The sequence below is a fragment of the Candidatus Limnocylindrales bacterium genome (assembly GCA_035559535.1).
Classification (GTDB): Bacteria; Moduliflexota; Moduliflexia; order Moduliflexales; family JAUQPW01; genus JAUQPW01.
In genome coordinates this window covers 164,336-189,343 of sequence record DATMBG010000012.1, presented here as the reverse complement: position 1 = coordinate 189,343, position 25,008 = coordinate 164,336, and the positions used below count along the sequence as shown (strand labels likewise).

The window sequence follows — 25,008 nt, the reverse complement described above, 5'->3', positions numbered from 1 at the left end:
CCTCTCCTATTTAAGTACCTTCCTGACACCCTTAGAAATCTTATAAACCCCGAGGGCTGATTCTGGGAGCGGAAACTTATGCAATCCTTGAGAATTACCCAGCAAACCTTAATACTGGTTGTTATTCAGTCTCTTCTTTCCTGTGTCATTAGATAATATGGTTTAAAAAAGGTCAAGTGTAAAGATTTTTTAGGAATTAGCGAACAGGTCGATACCAGTGATATAACCTATGGGGGGAGACCCCAAGCAGGTAAAGGGATGCCAGACTCCAGTTACGTAACGTGGTATAGAGCAAGCCTTCTTTTTCCCATCGTCTGGCAGAGGTTAACAGGGGTTGGGGTAGAATACGGAGGGAACCTATCTTTTTCATTCGTCGGACCAGGTCGATATCTTCCATAAGGGGTATTTCCTGAAATCCTCCCATCTTTTGAAAGATTTTCCTTCTGATGAAGATACCCTGATCCCCATAAGGAAGTCCCAGGAGTCTGGTTCGTAGATTGGCCCCCCAGGCAATAAGCCGGTAACCCCAACCGGTTGCATTGATCCTGAGTCGAAAAGCACCTCCGATCACCTGGGGATCTTCCAGGGCCTTGCTTATGGCTTCGAGTCCTCCCGCAGGAATCATGGAGTCGGCATGAAGAAAGAGAAGGATTTTTCCTTGCGCTTTCTGAGCACCCAAATTCATCTGTCGGGCACGTCCCGGTGGAGAGATATAGACCTGGGAAGTCCTGGTATATGCTATCTCTCGGGTACGATCCTGGCTATTTCCGTCAACCACAATGATTTCCAGGCGGGAAGAGGTCGGGATCGAGTTCAAAGTAAACTCTAAGGTCGTCTCCTCATTCAAAGTCGGGATGATGATAGAGAAGGTTTTTTCCATGGAGATCACAGAGTTTCCAGAGCGCGTTTAATTTCTTCTATAACTTGAGGATTTACCTCAGAACTCAGAGTTCTTTCTAAGACCTGTTGCGCTTTGCTTCCACCTAGCTGCCCGAGAGCCCAGGCTGCATGGCTTCTAATCAAAGGTTCAGGATCTTTTAAGGCTAACTCCAAAGGTTTGGCCAGATCCGGGTCTCGGGAGTTTCCAAGGGCTACCACCACATTTCTCAAAAACCCCTTTCTTTTTACGCGTTTAATCGGGCTTCCTTTAAAAAAGGCCCGAAACTCTTCCTCCCCCAGGCGAAGTAGAGAAAGCAGGGAAGGGGCCACCAAGCCTTCCCGGGGAAGGAAAGAAGTTTCCGAAGTAACAGGGGCTTTTCGATTCCAGGGACAGACATCCTGACAGATATCACAGCCGAAAATATGGTTTCCCAGAAGAGGTCGAGACTCCACCGGGATGTTATCTTTAACTTCAATGGTCAGATAAGAAATGCAACGACGAGGATCCAAAACGTAGGGTTTGGTAATGGCGCCTGTGGGACAGGCTTCGATGCACCGGTTACAGGTTCCACAAAAATCTGGGATGGGTTCATCGTAAGTAAGCTCCACATCCAGGAGAATTTCACCCAGAAAAAACCAGGAACCTATTTTTCGAGAGATCAGGTTGGTATTCTTACCCTGCCACCCCAGGCCTGCCTGACTTCCTACCTCACGTTCTAAAACAGGGCCTGTATCTACATAGACTTTTCCCTCTACCGGCTTTCGGGACTCAGCTTTAATAAAAGCCAATAACTTCAGCAATTTCTCCTTGAGATGGTCATGATAATCCTCTCCCCAGGCATAACGAGAGATCCATCCCTTTCCTTTCTCCAAAAAGGTGGCCCGGAGGGGAATATCGGTAAAATAGTTCATGCCTACGGAGATAATCGACTGAGCGCGAGGTAAAACTAATCTCGGATCTATACGTTTCTCTGCATTTTTTTTTAAATAGCCCATTTCTCCTGCAGATCCTTCCTCCAACCATTGTAAAAAAAATTTCTTGCGATCCGGGGAAGGAACTTCTACAGGAGAAACTCCCACAAGATCGAAACCTAAAGACTCTGCATAGCTCTTAATTTTCTCCGTAAAGGACATATTTGAATGGAGACGAAAAAATAAACTTGACAAAGCAATCAGAAACAGGTAAGAATGGTTTCATCAACCTTGGCAGGGGGATACCGGCAAAAATCAAAGGGCTAACCGTACCTGCCGCTGGACTTTCCCTCTTGGTCAGCTTAGGGGAACCCGTTGGCGAACAGGACAGTCAGCCCTGTAAGCCCCTTTTCAGGAGGGCATACTTTTAGCTTTCTCTTCTCAAGAAGAATATACTATCAAGACTTCTCAACTGTCAACTCTTGAAGTTTATAAATTTTTCTGAAAATTTATTATTTATCTTAGTTTAAGTAATCTCCCAGGCTCTTAGCGCAGGCACGTTTTTTTAGCTTTGCTTTGGCTTGCTGCTCTATCTGGCGGATTCGTTCCCGACTCAGATTTAACCTTTTCCCTATCTGTTCCAATGTCATAGGACCCTCTTCCCCGATTCCGTATCTTAATCTTAGAATCAGGGCTTCCCGGGGATTCATCTCATTCAGGAGTTTGTCAAGCTCCTCAATTAAGGTAAGATTGACTAAAGTTTCTTCAGGTCCCAGGTTATTCTTGCTGCTGATGATATTCAAGAGCGTGGCATTATCATCCTCCATCATGGGAGCATCAAGGGATAAAGGTTCTCTGGCAACTTCCAAGATTTGTCGGAGTTGTTCTTCTTTCATTCCCAACCGATCCGCCAGATCTTCTAGGGAAGGTTCCTGACCTCCTTTCTCCTGGATATATTCATGATAAATCCGATTCAATTTAGCAAGGAGATCTCCCTGCTTGATAGGTAACCGGATCGTCCGGCTTTGCTCAGACAAGCCCCGCAAAATGGACTGCCGAATCCACCAAACTCCATAGGAAACAAACTTAACTCCTCGGGAAGGATCAAAACGTTTAGCTGCTTCAATTAAACCTAAATTTCCCTCGGTAATTAAGTCTGCGAAAGACAGTCCATATCCCATATAGTCCTGGGCTACTTTGACAACGAATCGGAGATTACCTTCAACCAAACGGTTGAGGGCTTGCTGATTACCTTTTTTGATTTCCTCGGCGAGTTTTTTTTCCTCCTCTCGGGTTGTTAAAGGGATATTCCCAATTTCTTGAAGATAACGTTTTAACATTTTATCTGTAGGTGCTTCTGAAGAAAGTTTACGGGGTTTTAAGCCTTTCATGTCTAATTAGACTAAATTCCTTTTTCAAAGTTCCCTCAAGAGGTTTTTTGTTAATTTATTCGAAAATTTCAAGTTGACATTATCGCTCGATTAGTTTAAAGAGCTAAATAAGGAAAAATCATGAACACTGCTTATCTGGAAGCAGGTGAGAGAGAATAGACGAGGAGAAGAAGCCATGAAATCAAATGGACCTCCTACCGAGATAGAAAGGCTCAAAGCCGAAATCCTGGCTAAAGACCAATTAATTACCCAGCTAAAAAGTCAGATCAACAAGTTTGAGAGTAAATTGAATACCCTGAAAATCAAGTCAGAACTTTTCCACTCTGAATTAGCTGCCGGAGGTTTTTCAAATTCCGAGGGGGAAACAGAAGAGGATTTTTTGTTTCCCTCTGAACCGGACCCGTTGGAGAAGGTAACCGATCAAATCGAGGGTCTTAAAAAGTCTCTCCACTCCAAGCAAAACCTGATGATAGGATTGGTTATTGTTCTGTATTTTATAACCGGAGCCGTCTCCCTCAAGTTGAAAGACCAGATTAAACAGATTCAGGGAAGGGTAGAATTTCTTAACCAGAATCTCCCTGAAACCAAAGGCTTTATTGATCTAAAGGAACAATTTCCCCCCAAAAATGGAGAAGATAAACTGAAAATAGCTCCGTCCTCACCCCCCATCCTGCCGTTGAAGGATGATCCTTTAAATAGCAAACTGGTACAGGTTCCCCCAGAACAACTTCAATCCTTCACTTCAAAGGAAAAGGAATCTGAGATATTTTCAGCTTCAGAAGAACAAGCTCCTGCGGAATATCCTGGCAAAGAGAGCAAGAATGAAATGACTTCACCCCTACGACCTGAGACCCAGCCAACCCTCCAAGGAAATAAATCTGCGGAATCGATTAAAATGACTAAATCTGAGGCCGGTGCAAGGGTATCGTCCCTGGGCCTTAACTCTGCAAATCCTGTAGAAGAAGTCGGAATATCCAGATCATCTACTTTGGATAAATGTCGAAGTTTATGGACCTCTGGACTTAAGGCCAGGTTGAGCGGAGACGAGCAAAAAGCATTGTTGATTATCAGCCGAATACCTGCCCTTCCTTGTGCGAAAAATAAAGATATGGATGGGAAATCCTGGGAAACTAAAGTAGAAGACCTGACCAGAATCATTAGAAACGATCTAGCCGGACTCTAATATAGAATGAAAAGTCTATGGAATGGTGGAGATGGGCAGATTCTTTCAGAGTCACGGTATGCCTGACAAGTTTTATCCTGTTCCTCCTGATAGGCTGTACTCAAACCTTTCCAACTGGTAAACCTCCCCTCTTCAGTAAGGTACCTCCTTCTGGTAAATTATCCCTCTCCTTCCAGACTAGTGAGGAGGAGCTAAGGGGAATAAAAAGGCCTAAGACCCTGGAAAAGAAGACAGGTTCTCCGCCCAAGGTGAACGTTGAAGTTATTGTGGGGGCATCAGGAAGCATGCTGACAAAAGATGAAAAGGGAAAAACCCAGTTTCAAGAAGCCAAGAAAGAAACCTTGAGGGCCATCCAGGAAATAAACAAGCGGTTCCAAAATCCAATCTTTGGATTACGTATTTATGGTTCCCGATTTTCCCAGAAAGCCAAAAACTGTCAGGATACAGAACTCCTGATTCCCATGGGGAAAGCGGATATGGCAACCCTCCGGGAGAAGGTTCGATCCCTCAAGACCCGAGGCGGAATGGCCCCTGTGGCTTTTTCAATTATGAAAGCCAAAGAAGACCTGGAAAAATTGGAAGGGCGTAAACTCATCCTGTTGATCACAGATGGAAAAGAAACCTGTTCGGGAAATCTCTGCCAGGTCATCTCTCAGGTCATGGCCAGCGGGATTGAAAAACCTTTAATTCGGGTGGTGGGCCCCTTACCCGACGATAAAACTCGAAAACAACTGGAATGCGTGGCTAATTTGACGGCTAAAGGATCTCTTAGAAAGATGCAAAGAGAAGGTCCTAAGAAGATTGCATTCCACTCCCCTTTTGCCTCCTATATTTATACCCTCTATAATACCCAAAACGAAGTAGTAGCCCGGCAGTCTATTCGTGCCGGAACCCTTATACTCCATAATCTCTCTCCAGGTAGATATCGACTTCAGATTGAAACCAGTCCTGAAAACCTTCCGGGTTTTCCGATATCTACCGAGGTGATTATAAAAGAAAATCAGACTACCAGTTTAAAAATAAAAGGAGCTCAGATTTCCAGTTACTAAGAAAAGGGATACAGGAAAATGGGGGAAGAAGTATGATCCCCTTCCCTCCATCCTTCTCTACCCTGTACGTATCAAAATTTCATACTTAAGCCAATCCGACCTCGCCGCTCATCGATGTTAATCACCTTTACATCGACCACCTGCCCTACAGAGACTACATCCATGGGATGTTTGATATATTTGTGGGATAGTTCCGAAATATGAATGAGTCCATCTTGCTTGACTCCAATGTCGACAAAAACCCCAAAATCCACCACATTCCTTACGATTCCTTTTAACACCATACCCACTTTCAACTGGCTTATCTCCATGACATCGCTCCGGAATACGGGCAAAGGCAGATCGCTTCGAGGATCGCGTCCGGGTCTTTCCAGAGCAGTCAGGATATCCTTCAGGGTAGGAAGTCCGACATGGAGTTGATGGGCAATCTTGACTAAATCCAAACCTCTTCGGTTGGTGGCCAAAGCAATGAGATGGGCCTTATTATTAAGATCTTCCAGTTTCAAACCCAGGTGTTTTAAAAGCCCCCGGGCGGCTTCATAAGACTCCGGGTGGATGGGAGTATTATCTAGAGGATTGGTTCCACCGGCAATACGTAAAAATCCGGCGGCCTGAACAAAGGTTTGCTCTCCCAAACGAGGGACCTGTTTCAGTTCCTCCCGGGAAGTAAATTTTCCATGGGTATTTCGATACTGCACGATATTCTTAGCAACGGCAGCGGTGATACCTGAAACATACTTCAGGAGAGAAACAGAAGCCGTATTGACATCCACTCCCACATAATTCACACAAGACTCTACAACGGCGTCCAGAGCCTCGGAAAGAAGCCGTTGATCCACATCGTGTTGATACTGGCCCACTCCGATAGATTTGGGATCAATTTTAACTAACTCCGCCAGAGGATCTTGTAACCGCCGACAAATAGAGACGGTACCCCGTAAACTTACATCTAAATCCGGAAATTCCTCTGCAGCGACTTCCGAGGCTGAATACACAGAGGCTCCCGCTTCATCCACAATGATATACTTAACCGGACGTTGAAGACTTTTGATAAGGCCGGCAACAAAAACCTCGGTCTCCCGACTAGCCGTACCATTCCCAATGGCAATGATATCCACCTTATGGTGTTCAATCAAAGCTTCCAAAGTCTTCCTGGCTTCTTCGACCTTTGATTGGGGGGGATGGGGATAAATAGTGGCGGTAGCAAGAAGTTTTCCAGTTTCATCGACTACGGCCACTTTGCAACCTGTGCGATACCCTGGATCGATCCCCAAAACCACTTTATCCCGAACCGGCGGTTGAAGAAGCAGGTTTTTTAAGTTGGAAGAAAAAATTTTAAGGGCATGCTCTTCGGCCATCAGGGTAGCTTCAGCTCGAATGTCGGTCTCTATGGAACCGGCAATCAGTCGTTTGTAGCTATCCTGAATGGCGTTTAAAAGGTAAGGGGTAAAAATACTTTTGCGATTTTTTACATACAAGGCCTCTATAGCTTGAAGAACGTCTTCAACCGGTACTTGAAGAGTTACCCGGAGAACCCCACGCTTTTCTCCTCGATTAATGGCCAGAAGGCGATGGGGTGGGATCGTCTTAACAGGTTCTTGATAATCAAAGTACAGTTGATAAACATCTGCTTCTACTGAATCTTCTGGTTCGACCTTTTCCTTTCGGGTCGATCTGAGAACTCCCTTACTTTTTGTAATCGCCCGGACCTGCTTTCGAACTTCCGCATCATCTGAAATAATCTCGGCTACAATATCCATAGCACCCTTGAGCGCCTCTTCGGAATCTGGAACCCCTTTCTCGGGATTAACAAAAGACTCGGCAACGACTTCCGGAGTCCCCGTCTCTAATTCTTGCTGTAAAATCAGTTGAGCTAACGGTTCCAACCCTTTCTCCTTAGCAATCGTTGCCCGGGTCCGCCGTTTAGGCTTGTAAGGCAGGTAAAGATCTTCGACTTCTTGAAGCTTCTCCGCTTTCTCAATTGCCTCTTTCAGTTCCGGGGTCAGTTTTCCCTGTTCCTGGATAAGGCGAATAACTTCTTCCTTCCGGACCTGAAGATGACGAAGGTATTTTAAGAGCTTGTCAATCTGACGCAATTGCACTTCGTCCAGCTCTCCGGTCATTTCCTTCCGATACCGGGCGATGAAAGGAATGGTATTTTCCTCGTCCAGTAATTGGATTACATTCTCAACTTGGTGCGATTTGAGATTAAGTTCTGTTGCAATTTTTTGGGCAATATCCAATACCATATAGTTTCAAATCTTCAGAAGGGATCGTGTTATTGCTTCATGGAAGCTTTTCCGCAATGACATGTCCTTTAGGATAATATAAAGCTCTCTGAACCGTGCCGAAGTTGATATATCATATCTCTGAAGGTTGTCAAAGTAAAAAGTATTATTTCAGAAGCTAACATTTTCGTCCGAGGGCCATGGTAAACCCTTCGATATCATCTCCGGATAAACTCTGTGAAGCCATCCCACATGCATCAAGCTAAGAAGGAGAAAAGCCTCATGCTCGATCTGAACACCTCCCTTCCCCCCTCAAGGGGGGCAGAGGATGTTTCTTCTCCCACCCCCTACATAAATACAGAGACCTCCCAAAATGTAACTATAATAATTTAGTTGGTAGGTGTCATTTTTTCTGTCTGAACCCTCCCCTGGCCCCCCTCCAGGGGGGTGTTTCTTTTTCCACCTACTAAATGGATACGGATACCTCCCAAAATATATCATTTGACTAATTTATCCTTTAGGGTTTACCATGAAAATCATAATCTTTGACACGTTGGATTGTTTTCAGGTTGTTTTTTAAAAAACCTTATTTAGGTTATGTTATTCTTACGCCTTTTCCATAAGGTAAAAAAAACTCCCCGGAAAAAGCCTGTAGAACCTACTTCTTACCTATTTACCCGCTGGTTATTTTTAAGATTGTTGGGTATCATCTACTTCATCGCCTTTATATCCCTTTGGACGCAGGTAACCGGATTGATAGGTAGCCAGGGAATTTTACCGGCCTATCTCTTTTTACAGGAGGTCAAGAAACAGATCGGCCTCTCAGGCTACTGGTTTTTTCCGACCCTGGTCTGGTTGAATGGAAGTGATTCCTTTTTAAAATTTTTATGTCTGGGAGGGGCCGTTTTTTCGATCTTTGTGGTTATGGGAATTTTAACAGTTCCTGCGCTGGTGTTATGTTGGATGTTTTATCTATCGCTCGTAACTGTTGGTCAAGATTTTTTGTCTTTTCAGTGGGATATTTTACTTCTGGAAACCGGTTTCCTGGCTATTTTTTTTGCACCGCTTCAAATCTTACCTGACTTTTCCCGTGAATCCCCTCCCCCTCTTATCGTGTTATGGTTATTGAGATGGCTCTTGTTTCGCCTGATGTTTTCTTCTGGGGTTGTAAAGCTGGCCAGTGGGGATCCGACCTGGCGTAATCTGACAGCCCTTCAATATCATTACGAGACTCAACCCTTGCCTACCCCTGTTGCCTGGTATATGCATCAGTTACCTGCCTGGTTTCAAAAAATTTCAGTTATGGTTATGTTTATCATCGAGCTGATAGTTCCTTTTTTAATCTTTGCATCCCGGCGATTACGACTTATAGGGGCCGGATTGCTGGCTTTTCTACAGGTATGCATTCTGTTGACCGGAAACTATGCTTTTTTTAATCTTCTCACCCTGACTCTATGCCTGTTATTAGTGGATGATACCTTCTTAGGTCGATTTCTTCCCAGGCGAGTTATGGGTCCATCAACTGTCCCATCTGTTCCGACCATCAACACGACGGATCCTTCCGGCAGGACGGTGAAAAAATCTTCCTTCAAAGACTTTCTGAGGGTTATCCTTGCCATTGGGATTCTTTTCATAAGCGGACTTCAAATGATAGGCCTGTTTCTACCCCGGGGAAACTTACCGGAACCGGTTGCAGAAATTCTTATGGAGGTGGCCCCACTCCGCCTGGTAAATCCCTATGGATTGTTTGCCGTTATGACCACATCACGGCCCGAGATTATCGTGGAAGGAAGTCAGGATGGAGAGAAATGGTTTCCTTATGAATTTAAATACAAGCCCGGAGAGGTAAAGCGCGCGCCGCTTTGGGTAGCACCTCATCAGCCCCGTCTGGATTGGCAGATGTGGTTTGCAGCATTGGGAAGCTATACCCATAATCCCTGGTTCACGAATTTCATGGCGCAATTGCTACGGGGTTCTCCTGAAGTGCTTGCGCTTTTAGATAAAAATCCTTTCCCTGACGCACCACCCCGGTATGTTCGGGCTGCACTTTATAACTACCACTTTACCGATTTTATTACCCGGCGCACCGAAGGTACCTGGTGGCGGCGTGAATGGGAGGGATGGTACCTTCCCGAGGTAACACTGAGGAGTCCTTAAATGAAAAGATTTTTAACGATCTTCAATCTTGTTTTGTTCCTGGCCGTCCAGCATGTCGAAGAACCTCCTGCAAACGCTTTTCTTTCAGAGCCATCCCCAGATGGCTCAGAACCCTATCAGGAACAAGAAAATGAAGAGTTCCAAACAAGGAGGGAAAAGATGGTTCGGGAACAGCTATTCGAGCGGGGTATACGGAATGAAGAGGTTCTAAAGGCTCTGCGCAAAGTTCCCCGTCACCTGTTTGTGTCCCGGGATCTTTGGGAGGAAGCTTACGAAGACCGACCCTTACCTATTGGGCAGGGACAAACGATCTCTCAACCCTATATTGTAGGCCTAATGACCCAGCTTCTGGAAGTAAAACCCGGGGATGTTGTTTTGGAAGTCGGAACCGGCTCTGGCTATCAAGCCGCCGTTCTGGCAGAACTTGATACGCAAGTCTACACCATCGAGATCTTTCAGGAACTCGGGGAAAAAGCTCGAGATCGCTTGAAAAGACTGGGTTATAACCAGGTGGAAGTTAAAATAGGGGATGGTTACTACGGTTGGGAAGAACATGCCCCCTTCGACGCGATCGTAGTTACAGCAGCCGTTAATCATATTCCTCCTCCTCTAATCCAGCAACTCAAACCCGGTGGTCGGATGGTTATTCCAGTGGGAAACCCTTTTCAAACCCAAAACTTAATGCTGGTGCGAAAATTGGAGAATGGAGAGATTACCGTTAAAAATATTCTACCGGTCATGTTTGTACCTCTATTAGGACCGCATTAGGCGGGATAGAGAAGGATTAAGGCCATCTAAATCACAAATAGGATATCCAAATTATGTTGTACCCCACTATCTTCCTTATTTCCCTCTCCATTTTAACATATGAAATAATTTTCATGCGGATTTTCTCCATTACCCAATGGCATCATTTTGCTTACCTGGTGATGAGTATTGCCCTGCTTGGATTTGGGGCCAGCGGAAGTTTTATCTCCCTCTTTCAAAATCGGTTGAAGAAGGCTTTTTCCATCTATTACTTTGTCTTTGCTTACCTCTTTTCCCTTTCCCTGCCCTTGGGTTTCTGGATGAGTCAGAAAATTCCTTTCGATCCCTTCCTTATCGTTTGGGATAAAAGGCAGTATCTCTACCTGCTGGCGTACTACCTGATCCTGTTTATTCCCTTCTTCTTTGGAGCTACCTGCATCGGACTGGCTTTTTCTAAATATCCTGGAAAGATCAGTCAGATTTACTTTTATAATCTGTTGGGTTCTGGAGCAGGCGCTTTTACCTCGGTCTGGCTCCTCTATCTTTTGCATCCCCTCCGTATTCTTTACGTGATCTCCGGGTCAGCGCTTCTGGCTGCAGCTTTTTCCTTTCCTCTAAAAGGAGAAGGGAAAAAAGAAAGGGAAATAACGCTCCCATGGCTGCACACCTCCCTCCTCCCTGTTCTGATTGTTTTACTTCTCCTGGGAACCACTGGCCTTTTATATACCGTTCCACTTCGATTACGTATTTCCCAGTATAAAGGTCTTAGTATAGCCCTGAATCTTCCCCACGCCGAAATCGTTCAAGAGACCCATGGGCCTTTGGGTTTAATAGATGTGGTCAAAAGTCCTGCCATTCGCTATGCTCCAGGACTCAGTCTTAAATATACCCAGGCTCCTCCGCCCCAATTGGGACTTTACATAGATGCCTCTGAAGCAGGAGCTATGACACACTTTAAGGAAGATCTCTCCGACCTGCAATATCTGGATTATATTTCTTCTGCCCTGGCTTATCATGTTCGTTCTCCCGATAAAGTTTTGATACTGGGAGCGGGCGGAGGAACCGATGTTCTAACAGCCCTTTACCACCAATCCGGGCAAATCCATGCCGTTGAACTTAACCGACAGATTGTGGATCTGGTAAATGGACCCTTTAAAGATTTTACCCGAGGGATCTATACCTTACCCCAGGTTCAGGTAAAAATAGCTGAAGCCCGTAGTTATGTGGAGTCGACCTCGGACGCCTACGATCTTATTCAAGTAACCCTCCTGGATGCTTTTAGTGCCTCATCGGCCGGCGTTTATGCACTGAATGAAAGCTATATTTATACGGTTGAAGCCTTTAAAAAATATCTAGAACGACTCACTCCCAACGGAATTTTGTCTATAACCCGCTGGATTAAACTCCCTCCCAGGGATAATCTAAAAGTCTTTGCCACCGCCGTACAGGCTTTAGAGGAGATAGGGACTCCGGAAATCCCCAGACATCTCATTTTAATCCGAAGCTGGGCTACGGCCACCCTTCTGGTCAGCCTGTTGCCTTTCTCCGGGGAAGAAATAGCCAGGGTCAAAGAATTCTGTCGAACCCGGCTTTTCGATACGGTTTATTTTCCCGGTATCACCGAGGCGGATGATAACAAATACAACCAGCTTCCTTCGCCCCATCACTATCATGGGGTTCAAAAAATTCTGTTTGGAGATCGGCAGAAGTTTTATCAGGATTATCTTTTTAACATAAAGCCTGCAACCGACAATCAACCCTATTTTTTCCATTTCTTTAAATGGAAGGCTTTGCCTACCTTAATAGCCTCCATGGGCAGGGAGTGGATACCCTTTATAGAATGGGGCTATATCATCCTCATTGCAGCTTTAATCCAGAGTATCCCGGTAAGTCTCATTCTGATCATCCTTCCCTTACTCCGGCTACCCACAAGTTCCACATGGGGGATCTATAAGTTGAGAGTATTCATTTACTTCGGTTGTTTGGGACTTGGATTTCTATTTCTGGAAATGGTTTATATTCAAAAGTTTATTCTGTTTTTGGCGAATCCTATTTATGCAATTTCTGTCATCATCTTCTCTTTCTTATTCTTTTCAGGCCTGGGAAGTTTTTATTCGAAGAAGTTCTCCAGACCCTCCCTTCCTATTTTGGCCATGGTTGGAATTTCGTTGGTATATTTTTTGACTTTAAAATTCATTTTCCAGTATTTTATGGCGTATGGTAGTGGAGTTAGAATTGCCATAACGATCTTGCTGGTCGCACCTCTGGCTTTCTTTATGGGAATGCCTTTTCCAATAGGCCTTAGCAAGGTATCTCTTAAAGCTCCGGAGTTGATCCCATGGGCCTGGGGAATTAACGGATACGCCTCGGTCATCAGTTCAATCCTGGCCACCACTTTGGCGATTTCCTGGGGCTTTCATGTGGTTATCGGATTGGCCCTTTTGCTCTATCTGATAGCTCTAAAAATGATCTAATTTTCAGACGATTCTCGCTTTTTTAAAGTGAACTGTATGCGTAGTTTTTCTGGAGAGTAGAGAAGTCTGGGAGTATGGGGGTATGGGAGTGTGGGGGTAGGGAAGTAGGGAAGTATAAGTGCAAATACTTTCACACTCCCATACCCCCATACTCCCAGACTTTGATAGGTGGATTAATAATATCCCTAACTGAAGGAACAACCTTCCGAGGGGTTGCGTAAAGCGGTATGAAGTTTGCATATTATTACTGAGGAGGAGAACGATATGAAAATAGTGCAAAGGTTACAACATCGTCTAAATGCGCTACATGTACACTGCTTCCTCGTAAAGATAGGTGTTAATCGAGCTACTGCCAAAGTATGGGCAGCCAGATACGAACAGTTTGCGCATCCCCTTCTTTACAGACAGTGGCGAACACACTCCTAAACTACCTGTTTCGCTCCCCAACAACCCGAAAGTTCAAGCTTGGGTTTTCCATCTTCCTTTTTCTCTCTGTGGTCGTTACCTGTAGCTGCCCCCTCCCAGGTTCTCTGTCCGAAAGAAATCTTTCCCCGGACTCTCCCCATAGGTATAGCGAAAAGGATGACCGGCCAGGGACCTTTCCTTCCCCTTCCCTTGAAGGGAAGGGGACAGAGGGGCTAATCCCCGTAAAGGACATTTCGCTTTCTCCTACCTTACAAAAAACAATATTCTCCAATGGCTTTACCCTGATAACCCAGAAGCGTTCGGGAACTGGAACTGTAGCCGTTGAAGCCTGGATTCGGGTAGGTTCTCGATATGAGACGGAATCTTTGAACGGTATTTCTCATTTCCTGGAACATATGTTATTTAAGGGTTCGTCGAAGTATACAGGGGAAGAAATTCGTAGAAAAATACGAAGGGTAGGAGGTTACCTGAATGGAGAGACCTTCTGGGAATATACTAAATATTATACGATTGTTCCAGCCGATCATGTGGATACAGCCATTGAGATAATAGGAGAAATGGTGATGAATCCCCTCCTTCGACCGGAAGATGTCGCCACTGAAAGGAAGGTCATTCTCGAGGAAATTAAGCGATTCCAGGATGATCCTCGATTGTTTGCCTTAAATATCGTGACCCGAACCCTTTTTCCTGGACATCCTTTAGGAAGACCCGTAATAGGTACCGAAAAAATAGTTAAGAAAATAACCCACTCTCAACTGGTCAACTTTTATCAGGCTCATTATACGGCCCCTAACCTCATCCTGGTTATTGTGGGAGATCTTCATCCCGAACAGATTATTCAACTTGTCAGCCGGAAGTTTTCCACTTTGCGTTCAGACCCTGGTGCAAAAATCCAACTCCAACCTCCTCCACCCCAGCAGGCTTTTCGTAGTGTAACCATCGAGCGGCTTTTGTTTCAGGCTTATGTAGCCATCGGAATTCCTACCCTGGGAGTAAAGGATCCAGATCGTTACGTCATGGATCTGATCAATGTTATCCTGGGGTCGGGAAAAAACTCCCGGATCTATCAGCGTATCAAAGAACAGGAGGGTTTATCCGACGAAATCGATTCGATTTACTTACCTTTATCGGATATTGGGGCCTGGGGAATTTATGTAGGAACTTCTCCCAAATACATCGAACGGGTCAAAGAGCTTATCTTCCAAGAGTTTGAAACTCTTAAAAATAGGCCCTTATCTGATAAAGAACTGGAAACTGCCAGGCAAACCCTGGCCGGTAATTTTCTCATTGAACGGGAGGATAATCTTAGCCAGGCGGATTTTTACGGATGGTTCGAAACGATCCATCATGCAGAAAGCATGGAAGAGTATCTGGAGAAAATTCATAGTATCTCTCAAGAAGATGTTCAACGAGTCGCTCGTCGGTACTTCCAGCCAAACAAATATAATCTATTTATTGTAAAACCGGTAAGTGGAATCAAGAAAGTTTTAGCCGGTTTGGGATATTTGTTTTAACCGTCAAAGGAGTAGAGAAAAAGGACCCAACATGAAGATCCCCCTGAGTCTTTTAAGCGTTCTTATCTTGATTGGTTTCGTTACGATGCAGTCAGAGGCAGTTAGCCTCCAGAAACAATCGACGGTGGGCAGTGAACAATCAACCATGGGTATGGGTAATAAACCACCGGCGGGGATTAAAGACCTTCAGACGACCTCTTTAATTACCTTAAAAAATGGGCTTCGGCTGATTGTGAGGGAACGCCCGGAGACCCAAACTGCGGCCTTACAAGTTTGGGTCAGGGTTGGCTCCCGAGATGAACGGGAAGGCCAGTTTGGGATTTCTCACCTGTTAGCCCATCTGATCCTTAAAGGAACAGAAGACCTCCCGGCCCCGGAGTTAGCCCAGAAGGTAGCCTCTTTGGGAGGACAAATAGGGGGAGGAACATCTCAGGAATATAGTCAGTACTATGCCGAGGTACCCGCTACAAACTATCGGGAAATGTTGAAACTATTGGTAGAAATGGTGACCCGTCCGGCGTTGCGGGAAGAAGACCTTGCCAAAGAACGGCAGGTCGTTTTGACCGAAATAGGTCGATTGAAGGATATTCCAGAGTCCTACGTCGATGAACTAGCTCTTCGAGAAGTGTTCAAGGGTCATCCCATGGGGAATCCCATCAGAGGTAAAGAAGAGGATCTGAAAAAAATTAGCCGGGATGCCCTTATCGCCCATTATCAATCCCATTATCTTCCAACCCATATGGTTATTGTTGCCGTGGGAAATGTAAAAACGGAAGAAGTAACGGAAGCGATAAGTGAGAAAATAGAAAAATGGGGAAATGGAAGAGTGGAGCAATGGCAGAATGAGCCGGGCTCTTCTCATTTCCCCTCCTCCTCTGGGTATCCCGAACAATCTCAACTCCGCGAGATTTCTTTGGGAAGCATCCTCCTTCAACAGGCCAAAATCCTCCTGGCTATCAGGGTTATGGGTCTGCAGGACGCCGATCGTCCGGCCATGGAAGTTCTGACCGGTATAATTCAGCTTCGGCTTTTTGACTCCATTCGAGAAACCCACGGACTTGCTTATGTGGTCAACTCAGATTACGTACCTCTCTCCGATACAGGAATCTGGAAGATTTATATCGAAGTTCAAGGAAAAGAAGAGAATCGAACCAGACAGGTTCTCTTTGAGGAATTAAAAAAAATCCGAACGGTTGATAAGGGTTCTTCTTTAGAAGAGGAAGTAGAGGAAGCTAAAGATTATTTAAAAGGGCGGCTGGCCAGAGTGCTAGAAACGAATCGGGATCTGGCTTCCTATTTAGGTGAAAGGGCCTTGTTCAACAGCCTGGAGAGTGAGGGGGCGTATTTTTCGAAAATAAATTCGGTTACCCTTGAAGAGGTCCATCGGGTTGCAATCCAATATATCCAGGAAACCCACTATAATCTTATCGTACTGAGACCTTTCGGTTTAATAGGAAAATTGGGATTTTTGTTGAAACAGATCTTTTAAACTCAGATCTGTTGAAACATTTCCTGAAAGAATTTATCTATCCAGCCCCGAATAACCTTTTCAGGGGTATCTACGATTTGGGTAGTTAATTCGGCCAGCTTAATTCGGCAGGCTTCAACCTGTTGATCTTTCGGAACAGGTACGGGAAGTTTCTTAACATAATTGGCGGAATTATTGGCTGAGGGGTTAATGACTTCCTTCATCCATTGAGTAGCTAAGGAAGTATTGAGATAAAGTAATAAAAACGGGATAAGATGTGCCTCATAAGGAAAAACTCCTACTACACCCTGATCGAATACACTATGTTCCATTAAGGAAGCAGATAATCGGCCCGACGTGACCATAGGAACGGCCAATCCTTTTTTAAAGTACCAGGAACTATTTTGAAATCGGGCTTTCTTATCTGTTTGATAGAATCGGAGAGCTTCTCGGGACCAGTCGATGGCCCAGCGGGTTTCTCCCACCGGGGGATAATGTCCCCCCTTGATTAAAGGGACGAAATGCCGATCCCCTTCGATTCCAAAGGTCTTTTCCTCGGTAGATAAAGTCCTGGGATCTTGGACCAGCCTCCAATCCAGGGGTTGACCCGATTTTTTCCTTGGAGGATGATCCCGATTCCAGTAGTGAAATCTCGAGTTATCCCCCGTGTAAATCCCTGTCTTGCAGGTGGCCAGCTCACCCAGAGGGACCCATCTCTGTAGCCCGTCAATCCTTCTCAATTCCAAACCTGGAGACCAGTTCATAACAAATCCCTCCGGCAGGAAGGGAGAAACTTCCGGTTTTTTCTTTAAGAAAGGGAAGTCTGAAGGGGATTTACTTTCTCTTGGGTTTTCTTTATCCTTTAACAGGACACTGAAATAGGAACGCAGGGGCATAGCCGTAAGGTAGCTTCGGACATAGTTTATATTCAAATCCTCCGAAAGCCATAAGTCTTTATAAAAAATGGGAAGGTGTTTCCTAGAAGGAAGGGAATCCAGCGAAACGAGGGATTCCGGACCATCTGAGGAATGGAGCTGGATCCACTCAATAACATCTTCCGGCTTTGGTTTCACGCGGGTAGCCCCCAGAATACAAAGTCTGGCATATCCAAAATCCACTCCCGGGAAGAAATGGGAAGGAAAGGTAATCAGATGGGTTACTTTCATTTCTTTAAATAAGTACCTTCTTAAAGGGAAATGCATACGAACGCTAAGAAACGTATCTGGAATGATATAAACCAGCCTCCCTCCCTCACGAAGTAAAGGGGCAGAAAGCTTGAGGAAGAGTCCATAGGTTTCCCGGGTATAAAAAGGGCCCAAAACCTTCTTGAATTGTCTTCTTCGTACCGGTTCCAGATACATACCGTAAGGTGGATTGGCGATGATTCCATCGAAGGCTACGTTTTGAAAAATCACAGGGTGGGAAGTCGAAGGAAGGGCCATTTCCAGAAAATCGCCTTGAAGAAGCGACAAACAATCTCCCCACCGGCGATGGAGAGAAAGGTAATGATCCCGGGAGAGCTCTACGGCAAAAACCCGATAAGCTTTTTTTAGAAGGGCCCGAATAAAGTGACCGGTACCTGCACACGGCTCGAGGATTAAACTTCCAGGAGGAAGTTGAAGCAATGAAACCATACAATTCACAATCCGAGAACTGGTGGTAAAATATTCTTGTAAAGATTTTTTCGGCATCCCTTTTCTCGTTATCCTCCAATCCGTCCTTCCTTATCCAGATCTATCACTTCATCGACAAGGCTCCCACCGACCAGACAGGATCTTTATCCGGTGATAAGGGATTAGTCCTCTTCTTTTGAAGGGAAAGCGTTAAAAGTTATGAAAATAAAAAACGTCCCTTGGAATGCATGGAAACGGTTGTGGGAAGTCCCTTACCTGTTGTTTCATTCCCACAGAGGGGGTATTATTTTATTTTGAAACTCACCCGAATGGACGGGGCAGGTTTAAAACCTGCCCCTATAGGGAAGTTTCTACCTAAGGAGTTGGAATCTCCTTCTGTTCAAGCTAACTCTGGAAGCTTAAACCCAGGGTTGACCGTTTCATAAATCCCCTATCGAGTCTTGGCAGCTTGCTGGGTAGAGGCTCCACCTCCACCACCTCTTTCCGGCTCAATTCGTATATTCTCGGTCACCTCTTTGACACCTTCAACGCTCTTGGCCAGTTCAAGAATTTTGTTCCGCGTGAATTGGTCTTCAACCACTCCCCTCAGGTGTACGACACCCAGATGAGTCGTTACAATTAAATAATCTTGAGGAGGAGGTCTCAAAGGAACTTCTGCCAGTTTTGCCTGAACCCTCTTTGTAATTAACTCATCTGCAGTAACCTGCTGAGAAGTACGTTGAGGTAGCCCACAACTTACACCCATCACCCAAACTACTAAAATAACCATCCAGAGCTTAAGTTTCTTCCCTAAATACATGATTAACACTCCTCACACTTAACATTTTAACGGTTTTTTATCTTATTACTTATCAATCGGCCAGAAATACCTCTTGAATACCTATTCATAATATGAACCCCAATTATAGAAGGTGCAAGCTGATAAGATTTTAATACTTTTATATTGGCGATGGATATAAGTTTTACAGATATTAAAATCTTAGGAGAGATCAAATCTTAATCGGCTATGAAATGGGAAGGATAGAACTATGAAGAACCTGTCAAGAGGAAGCGAAGAAGCAGTGGGGGGATTCAAATTCCGATCCAGATTCCGACAGGACCCATTCTTCTGGAAGGCAATCCGGATCCCCGTGGAAACCAATTGGTTCCCACATTCCTTCAAGCCCTCAGATCTTAGAAGGTGGTTTAATCTTGACAGACACCTGATCCTTAAATAAGATAATTCCCTCGTAAAGAGATGGCATCTTAAACCAACCAGATTTTCATAAGGGAGGCAGAATGAGACTAAAAGATAAAGTTGCCTTAATTACCGGAGGTGGCACCGGAATGGGAAGAGCTACTGCCGAATTGTTTGCCAGGGAAAGGGCTAAGGTAGCGGTGAGTGGACGACGTAAAGAAAAGTTAGAAGAAACCGTTGCTGCTATCACCTCTCAAGGTGGAGAGGCTCTGGCTATTCCAGGAGATGTGAGTCGGCATGAAGATGCCCGGCAGATGGTAATGGAAACCATAGCACGCTGGGGACGATTAGATATTCTGGTCAATAATGCAGGGGCCATAGATCGAACCAAACTGGTCGATTCTACGGAAGAGGATTGGGATCGGATTATGGCTGTTAATGTCAAGGCTATCTTTTTGACCTCTAAGTATGCTATTCCTCAGATGATCAAGCAGGGAGGCGGGTGTATTATCAATGTATCTTCCATATCGGCCCTGAGAGGACAATCCGATGCCCACTCCTATTCTGCAGCCAAGGCAGCCGTCTGTAATTTAACCAGGGCAATGGCCGTAGATTATGCACCTTATAATATTCGGGTCAATGCAGTTCTACCGGGACTGGTTGAAACGGAAATTTCACGAACCCGATTGAAACCGGGTCAGACGTGGCAGGAAATGGCCGAAAAATACTGGATCCCCCTCTACCCGTTGAAACGACTTGGAACTCCAGAGGATATTGCCAAAGGTATTCTCTATCTGGCATCAGATGATGCTTCCTGGGTAACGGGCATTGACTTAATCATCGATGGAGGATACACGGCCAGGCTCTAGAAACCCCGAAATGTTTAAATTCTCATTTTCGGTGTTACAGGTTGAAGAATATTTTTTTTCGTATAGTTGATAAACTTCATGATCTGATGCTTAAGGAACCGAGTAACTATTTGTATTTTCCAACCTGATCCTTCCACGGTCTTCGCTATGTTAGGGTTGTTACCATGAGTTAAAGGGAATAATCTTGAAGGAGTAACTATGGAGAACTCTTCTACCTCTGAAGATATTAAAAACTTACTGATACCTTTAGATCGGGACCTTTTCCTGCGTTCCCTCATTCGGGAACTGGCCGGAACATTGGAAGAGGTCGTAGGAGTCAAGGAGGCTTCTGGATTTATCAGTGTAGTCGGTCAGGCTATAGGTGAGCAGATTGATAAAGATTACAAGGAAGCCCTGTCGGTTTCTCAACTGACCCGGGAGCAAGTAGCTGACGTAATGGTCGATTTGAAGCGCCGCATTCAAGGTGATTTTTACATTATTGAGCAGGATGATGAGAAGATTGTTTTGGGGAATCGGGCTTGTCCGTTTGGAGATAAAGTACTAGGTCGTACTTCCATGTGCATGATGACTTCCAATGTATTTGGAGCCATTGCTGCCGAGAATTTAGGTTATGCCAAAGTGGAGTTAAAAGAAACCATTGCCAAAGGATATCCCCATTGTCGAGTGGTCATCTATTTAAGACAAACCCCACAAACCCAGACATGTGAAGGGAGAGAATACTTCAAAAGTTAAAAATTATTATGGACTCCGAAGATTTTCTGCAGATTACCCGACCTTTACCAGAGCCTATGTTCCTTGTTTCCGGAAATGGGGTCATCCTGGTAGCCAATCCGGCAGCCGCCGATCTTCTGAAACTAAACTATCAAGATCTTCGGGGTGTACGGCTTGATGAGCTTGTCTCCGACCCCGCCGATAAAGTTGCCCGCTACCTCAAAGTCTGTTCCAGAAGCCGGGAGTTGATACCCGGTTCGCTAACCTGGCGTACCTGCGATGGTCAACTTCTCCCTTATCGCTGCGAAGGTGCCGTTCTTCAACCGAGATCCGGTGATACGGCCGCGTGTATTCTCTTACGCTGTCGTCCCAAAGAAGAGGCCATCCATCGATTTACCCTATTGGATCAGAAGATAACCGATTTGACCAGGGAAATTACCGAACGCAAGCGAATAGAAGCTATGTTATACGAGCAACGTGAATCGCTGCGGGTTACACTTGCCAGTATCGGTGACGCCGTAATTAGTACGGATCGAGAAGGTCAGGTGACTTTTATGAACCCTGTGGCCGAGGAATTAACCGGATGGAGGCAAGAAGAGGCTTTAAGGAGGCCCTTGAAGGATATTTTCAAAATCATAAACGAGGAAACACGGAAACCGATTGAAGACCCGGTAGCTAAAGTACTCCAAGAGGGTGTTATCATAGGATTGGCCAACCATACGGTGCTCATTGCAAGGGATGGAACAGAGCGACCGATCGATGACAGTGCTGCCCCCATTCAAGATAACCATGGAAATATTTTGGGGGTGATTTTGATTTTTCGCGATGTAACCGAGCGTAGACAGGCAGAAGAAGCAAATCTCCGTTTGGCGGCTATTGTTGAATCTTCAGACGATGCGATCATCGGTAAGACCCTGGATGGAATTATCATGAGTTGGAACGCAGGTGCAGAAAGGATTTTTGGCTATTCTGCGGAAGAGGTGATAGGTCGGCATATCTCTATCCTGGCACCGCCCGAGCGTGTTGACGAAATACCTAAAATTCTGGAAAGGATCAGATCCGGAGAACGGGTCGACCATTATGAGACCGTACGTCGAAGAAAAGATGGTCAGAGAATCATGATTTCACTCACGGTTTCTCCAATTCGTGATGCTACCGGCCAAATTATCGGGGCTTCTAAGATTGCCAGAGACATCACCGAACGTAAGCGAGCTGAGGAGGAGCTTCGCAGGAGTGAGGAGCAGTTGAGAGCCATCTTCAACCAAACGACGGTGGGAATTGCCCAAACTGATCTGACGGGTCGATTTTTACTTGTAAACCAACGGTATTGTGAGATTGTAGGTCGCCCGATGGTGGAAGTGTTAAACTTGAGGATGCGGGATTTAACCCATCCTGATGATCTTCCCAATACACTTGCTTTGTTTGAACGTATGGTAGCCGGAGGACCGACTTTCGTTACAGAGAAACGATATGTTCGCCCCGATGGTTCCTACGTGTGGGTGAGCAGTAGTATGTCGGTGATAAAGGATCCGCAGGGTCATCCTCAATCGGCTATAGGCATCATTCAAGATATCACCGATCGTAAGAAGGCAGAAGAAGCCCTAAAGGAAGCAAACCGCCGTAAGGATGAATTCCTGGCCATGCTGGCCCACGAACTCCGTAACCCCCTTGCTCCTATCAGTAATACCTTAAAACTCATGCAGCTTCGAGGCACCCAGGATCCAGTCTTAAAACGGTCCCTGGATATAATGGCTCGACAAGTTCAGCACATAACCCGATTAGTGGATGATTTGCTGGATATATCCCGAATCACCCGGGGTAAAATCACCCTTCGAAAGGAGCTTGTAGAACTCGGAACCCTCCTGACCCATGCCGTTGAAACAAGCCGTTCACTGGTTGAAATCCACAGACATGAACTTTTAGTCTCCCTGCCCGAAAGACCTGTTTATGTGGAAGCCGATCCCATTCGGTTAGAACAAGTGGTTGTTAACCTTCTCACTAATGCAGCAAAGTATACAGATCCGGGGGGGCGCATCTGGGTGACCTGTGAACCGGAAGGAGAAGAGGTAGTCATTCGTGTACGGGACACCGGCATAGGTATCCCACCGGAAATGTTAGATCAAATCTTTGATCTATTCACCCAAATAGATCAATCCCTTGCTCGATCCCGAGGGGGACTTGGAATTGGATTAACCCTGGTACGCAGTCTGGTGGAGATGCATGGGGGAAAGGTATCGGCCTATAGTGCAGGCCTGGGTCAGGGAAGTGAGTTTACGGTGCGTCTTCCCACCCCCTCCCTCTCTCCCTCCCCGTCCATGGGGAGGGAAGGGGTGGGGGGTGGGGGGCACACAGACGCAGAGACCCAGGAAAGAGAAAATCACCGTACCACCCGGCCCTCCTCTCGCCGCATCCTGATTGTGGATGATAATGTGGATGCTGCAACGACACTCAGTGAATTGTTAAAGATGTGGGGGTACGACGTCAGAGTGGTATACGATGGCCTGGCAGCCTTAGAGACTGTTCCCATCTACCAACCAAATGTTATCTTACTGGACATTGGTTTACCGGGGATGAACGGATATGAAGTAGCCCGAAAACTTCGACAAGAAGCCGGCTTATCCCAAACCATCCTTATAGCCCTCACAGGATACGGACAGAGAGAAGATCCAGATCAATTTCGGGAGGTAGGATTTGATTACCACTTTACCAAACCCCTAGATCCCGCCGCTTTACGCGGCATACTGGATATCCTGAACTAACGGAGAAAGGTCTGATCATGAAGCGAACCTACCAGGTATTGATTTTATCTACAATGGGAATAAGCATTCTGGTTGTTTCGGCTGTTTGTTGGCACTCGGTTGAAGAGATCCACTACTTAAAGTCATTTTATCCCCACCAGTTTAGTGTAGAGGAAGCTTTTTACGCCAGTGCCGTGGAATTAATTAAAGTGATTATCATCAGTTTCCCGTTTTTTTTCATAGTCGGTATTGGAATTGGCCTGCTTTATTATCTACGGGGAGAATCTTAACGGAGGGAGACCTTAAACCTCGCCCTCTCACCAAGCAAGGAGGCAACTATGAAAATTACCAATCTAACCGCAACCTTATTCAAATGGCTTATTGAACCGTGGAAAGCCGGGAAAATGCGATTTGGGGGAAATATTCAGCTCGGGGTGGTAACCGTTCAGACCGATGAAGGGCTGGAAGGACATTCCTTTTTGGGCTCTTCGGGCCAAGGAGCCGATGCTTATGTCGGTCCGTTGATGACCTTGATAAAACCCATGCTGATAGGTCGGAACCCATTGGATATCGGTGCCCTATGGCAACAGATGTGGGGGATACACCGATGGGTATCTTTAAGGGCGATAGGGGCAGTAGATGTGGCCCTTTGGGATTTAGCAGGCAAAGCTGCGGGTTTGCCCATCCATCGGTTACTCGGTTCCTGTAAAAGCCAGGTTCCGGCTTATGCCAGTTCTGCCTGGCTTCCGACACCAGAAGCGTATGGCCAAGAGGCCCTACATTTTAAGTCCTTGGGCTGGACTGCCTACAAGATCCATCCCCATGGCATACCCCAAAAAGATATAGAGATCTGCCAGGCTGTTCGTGAAGCGGTAGGCGAGGATATGGTCCTGATGTTGGATGCCATGTGGGCTTACGGTTATGAAGATGCGGTTCGGGTGGGGAGGGCCATCGAAGAATTAAATTACTTTTGGTATGAAGATCCTCTCTCTGAAGAAGACCTCTACAACTACGTTAAACTCCGCCAAAAGTTGGATATCCCCCTCTTATGCACGGAATATGCCCCGGGTGGATTCTACGGTATGGCCCAGTGGGTACAGCAACAAGCCACCGATATGTTAAGGGGTGATGTGGCGGTGGTGGGGGGTATCACTCCCCTGGTAAGGATAGCTCATCTGGCCGATGCGTTTCATATGAAGTGTGAGATCCATCACGGAGGTAATTCCCTCAATAACGTGGCCAATCTCCATGTCACCATGGCTATTCCCAACTGTGATTATTACGAGTTTTTTCCAGCCACAGGCGCCAATAAATACGGTTTAGTGAAGGATATCGAAGTAGATGATAAAGGAATGGTCCATGCGCCGGAAGGTCCTGGACTGGGGTATGAAATCGACTGGGATCTGATCCAGCGAAACACAATCCAGGTACTTAGATAGATCTGTAACCGA

General features: G+C 45.7%; 19 protein-coding genes. 13 read left to right on the top strand and 6 right to left on the bottom strand.

Translation table 11 applies throughout. The features are described from left to right. Positions 1–196: 196 nt before the first annotated feature. The 3 genes from VNM22_03760 to VNM22_03750 all read right to left on the bottom strand — a co-directional run bounded on the left by VNM22_03760 (position 197) and on the right by VNM22_03750 (position 3,131). A complete protein-coding gene (locus VNM22_03760; GenBank protein ID HWP46257.1) occupies positions 197–880 on the bottom strand; it encodes a TIGR04283 family arsenosugar biosynthesis glycosyltransferase in 684 nt (227 codons plus the stop codon). A 5-nt stretch (positions 881–885) separates the two neighbouring features. Next, positions 886–2,013: a tRNA epoxyqueuosine(34) reductase QueG gene (gene queG / locus VNM22_03755; GenBank protein ID HWP46256.1), complete on the bottom strand. Its 1,128-nt coding sequence runs from the start codon at positions 2,011–2,013 to the stop codon at positions 886–888. 299 nt (positions 2,014–2,312) lie between these two features. Beyond that, entirely contained in the window at positions 2,313–3,131 is an 819-nt protein-coding gene (locus VNM22_03750) for an RNA polymerase sigma factor RpoD/SigA (GenBank protein ID HWP46255.1), read from the bottom strand. A 226-nt stretch (positions 3,132–3,357) separates the two neighbouring features. Between VNM22_03750 and VNM22_03745 the strand changes: the two genes are divergently transcribed. Beyond that, complete coding sequence (locus tag VNM22_03745; protein ID HWP46254.1) at positions 3,358–4,365, top strand: hypothetical protein; 1,008 nt, start codon at positions 3,358–3,360, stop codon at positions 4,363–4,365. Between the two features lie 284 nt (positions 4,366–4,649). Continuing rightward, positions 4,650–5,414, top strand: a complete 765-nt coding sequence (locus VNM22_03740; GenBank protein HWP46253.1) for a hypothetical protein — start codon at positions 4,650–4,652, stop codon at positions 5,412–5,414. A gap of 71 nt (positions 5,415–5,485) precedes the next feature. Here the strand turns inward: VNM22_03740 and VNM22_03735 are convergent, their stop codons facing one another. Then, positions 5,486–7,663, bottom strand: a complete 2,178-nt coding sequence (locus tag VNM22_03735) for a Tex family protein (protein ID HWP46252.1) — start codon at positions 7,661–7,663, stop codon at positions 5,486–5,488. Positions 7,664–8,239: 576 nt separating this feature from the next. Here VNM22_03735 and VNM22_03730 point away from each other — a divergent pair. The 6 genes from VNM22_03730 to VNM22_03705 all read left to right on the top strand — a co-directional run bounded on the left by VNM22_03730 (position 8,240) and on the right by VNM22_03705 (position 16,449). Further along, on the top strand, positions 8,240–9,799 hold the full coding sequence (locus tag VNM22_03730; protein ID HWP46251.1) for a lipase maturation factor family protein: 1,560 nt from the start codon (positions 8,240–8,242) through the stop codon (positions 9,797–9,799). Continuing rightward, complete coding sequence (locus tag VNM22_03725; protein ID HWP46250.1) at positions 9,800–10,567, top strand: protein-L-isoaspartate(D-aspartate) O-methyltransferase; 768 nt, start codon at positions 9,800–9,802, stop codon at positions 10,565–10,567. A gap of 53 nt (positions 10,568–10,620) precedes the next feature. Beyond that, positions 10,621–13,020, top strand: coding sequence for a hypothetical protein (locus VNM22_03720; protein HWP46249.1), 2,400 nt, complete (start codon positions 10,621–10,623; stop codon positions 13,018–13,020). A gap of 264 nt (positions 13,021–13,284) precedes the next feature. Continuing rightward, positions 13,285–13,446: a hypothetical protein gene (locus VNM22_03715; GenBank protein ID HWP46248.1), complete on the top strand. Its 162-nt coding sequence runs from the start codon at positions 13,285–13,287 to the stop codon at positions 13,444–13,446. Then, positions 13,380–14,960, top strand: a complete 1,581-nt coding sequence (locus VNM22_03710) for a pitrilysin family protein (protein HWP46247.1) — start codon at positions 13,380–13,382, stop codon at positions 14,958–14,960. Before VNM22_03715 ends, VNM22_03710 begins: the two co-directional genes overlap by 67 nt. Positions 14,961–14,991: 31 nt before the next feature. Then, positions 14,992–16,449: a pitrilysin family protein gene (locus tag VNM22_03705; GenBank protein ID HWP46246.1), complete on the top strand. Its 1,458-nt coding sequence runs from the start codon at positions 14,992–14,994 to the stop codon at positions 16,447–16,449. A gap of 2 nt (positions 16,450–16,451) precedes the next feature. Here the strand turns inward: VNM22_03705 and VNM22_03700 are convergent, their stop codons facing one another. Next, entirely contained in the window at positions 16,452–18,119 is a 1,668-nt protein-coding gene (locus VNM22_03700) for an N-6 DNA methylase (protein ID HWP46245.1), read from the bottom strand. A 373-nt stretch (positions 18,120–18,492) separates the two neighbouring features. Continuing rightward, complete coding sequence (locus tag VNM22_03695; GenBank protein ID HWP46244.1) at positions 18,493–18,861, bottom strand: BON domain-containing protein; 369 nt, start codon at positions 18,859–18,861, stop codon at positions 18,493–18,495. A gap of 479 nt (positions 18,862–19,340) precedes the next feature. On the opposite strand from VNM22_03695, the gene VNM22_03690 reads away from it, so the two are divergent. The 5 genes from VNM22_03690 (at position 19,341) to VNM22_03670 (ending at position 24,996) form a co-directional block, all read left to right on the top strand. After that, on the top strand, positions 19,341–20,108 hold the full coding sequence (locus tag VNM22_03690) for an SDR family oxidoreductase (GenBank protein HWP46243.1): 768 nt from the start codon (positions 19,341–19,343) through the stop codon (positions 20,106–20,108). A gap of 198 nt (positions 20,109–20,306) precedes the next feature. Further along, positions 20,307–20,840 carry a methanogen output domain 1-containing protein gene (locus VNM22_03685; GenBank protein ID HWP46242.1) on the top strand — a complete coding sequence of 178 codons (534 nt, stop codon included), beginning with the start codon at positions 20,307–20,309 and terminating at the stop codon, positions 20,838–20,840. A gap of 8 nt (positions 20,841–20,848) precedes the next feature. After that, entirely contained in the window at positions 20,849–23,578 is a 2,730-nt protein-coding gene (locus tag VNM22_03680; protein HWP46241.1) for a PAS domain S-box protein, read from the top strand. A gap of 17 nt (positions 23,579–23,595) precedes the next feature. Beyond that, positions 23,596–23,847 (top strand): hypothetical protein, encoded by a 252-nt coding sequence (locus VNM22_03675; GenBank protein HWP46240.1) that lies wholly within the window; start codon positions 23,596–23,598, stop codon positions 23,845–23,847. Positions 23,848–23,895: 48 nt separating this feature from the next. Further along, on the top strand, positions 23,896–24,996 hold the full coding sequence (locus tag VNM22_03670; GenBank protein ID HWP46239.1) for an enolase C-terminal domain-like protein: 1,101 nt from the start codon (positions 23,896–23,898) through the stop codon (positions 24,994–24,996). Positions 24,997–25,008 lie beyond the last annotated feature (12 nt).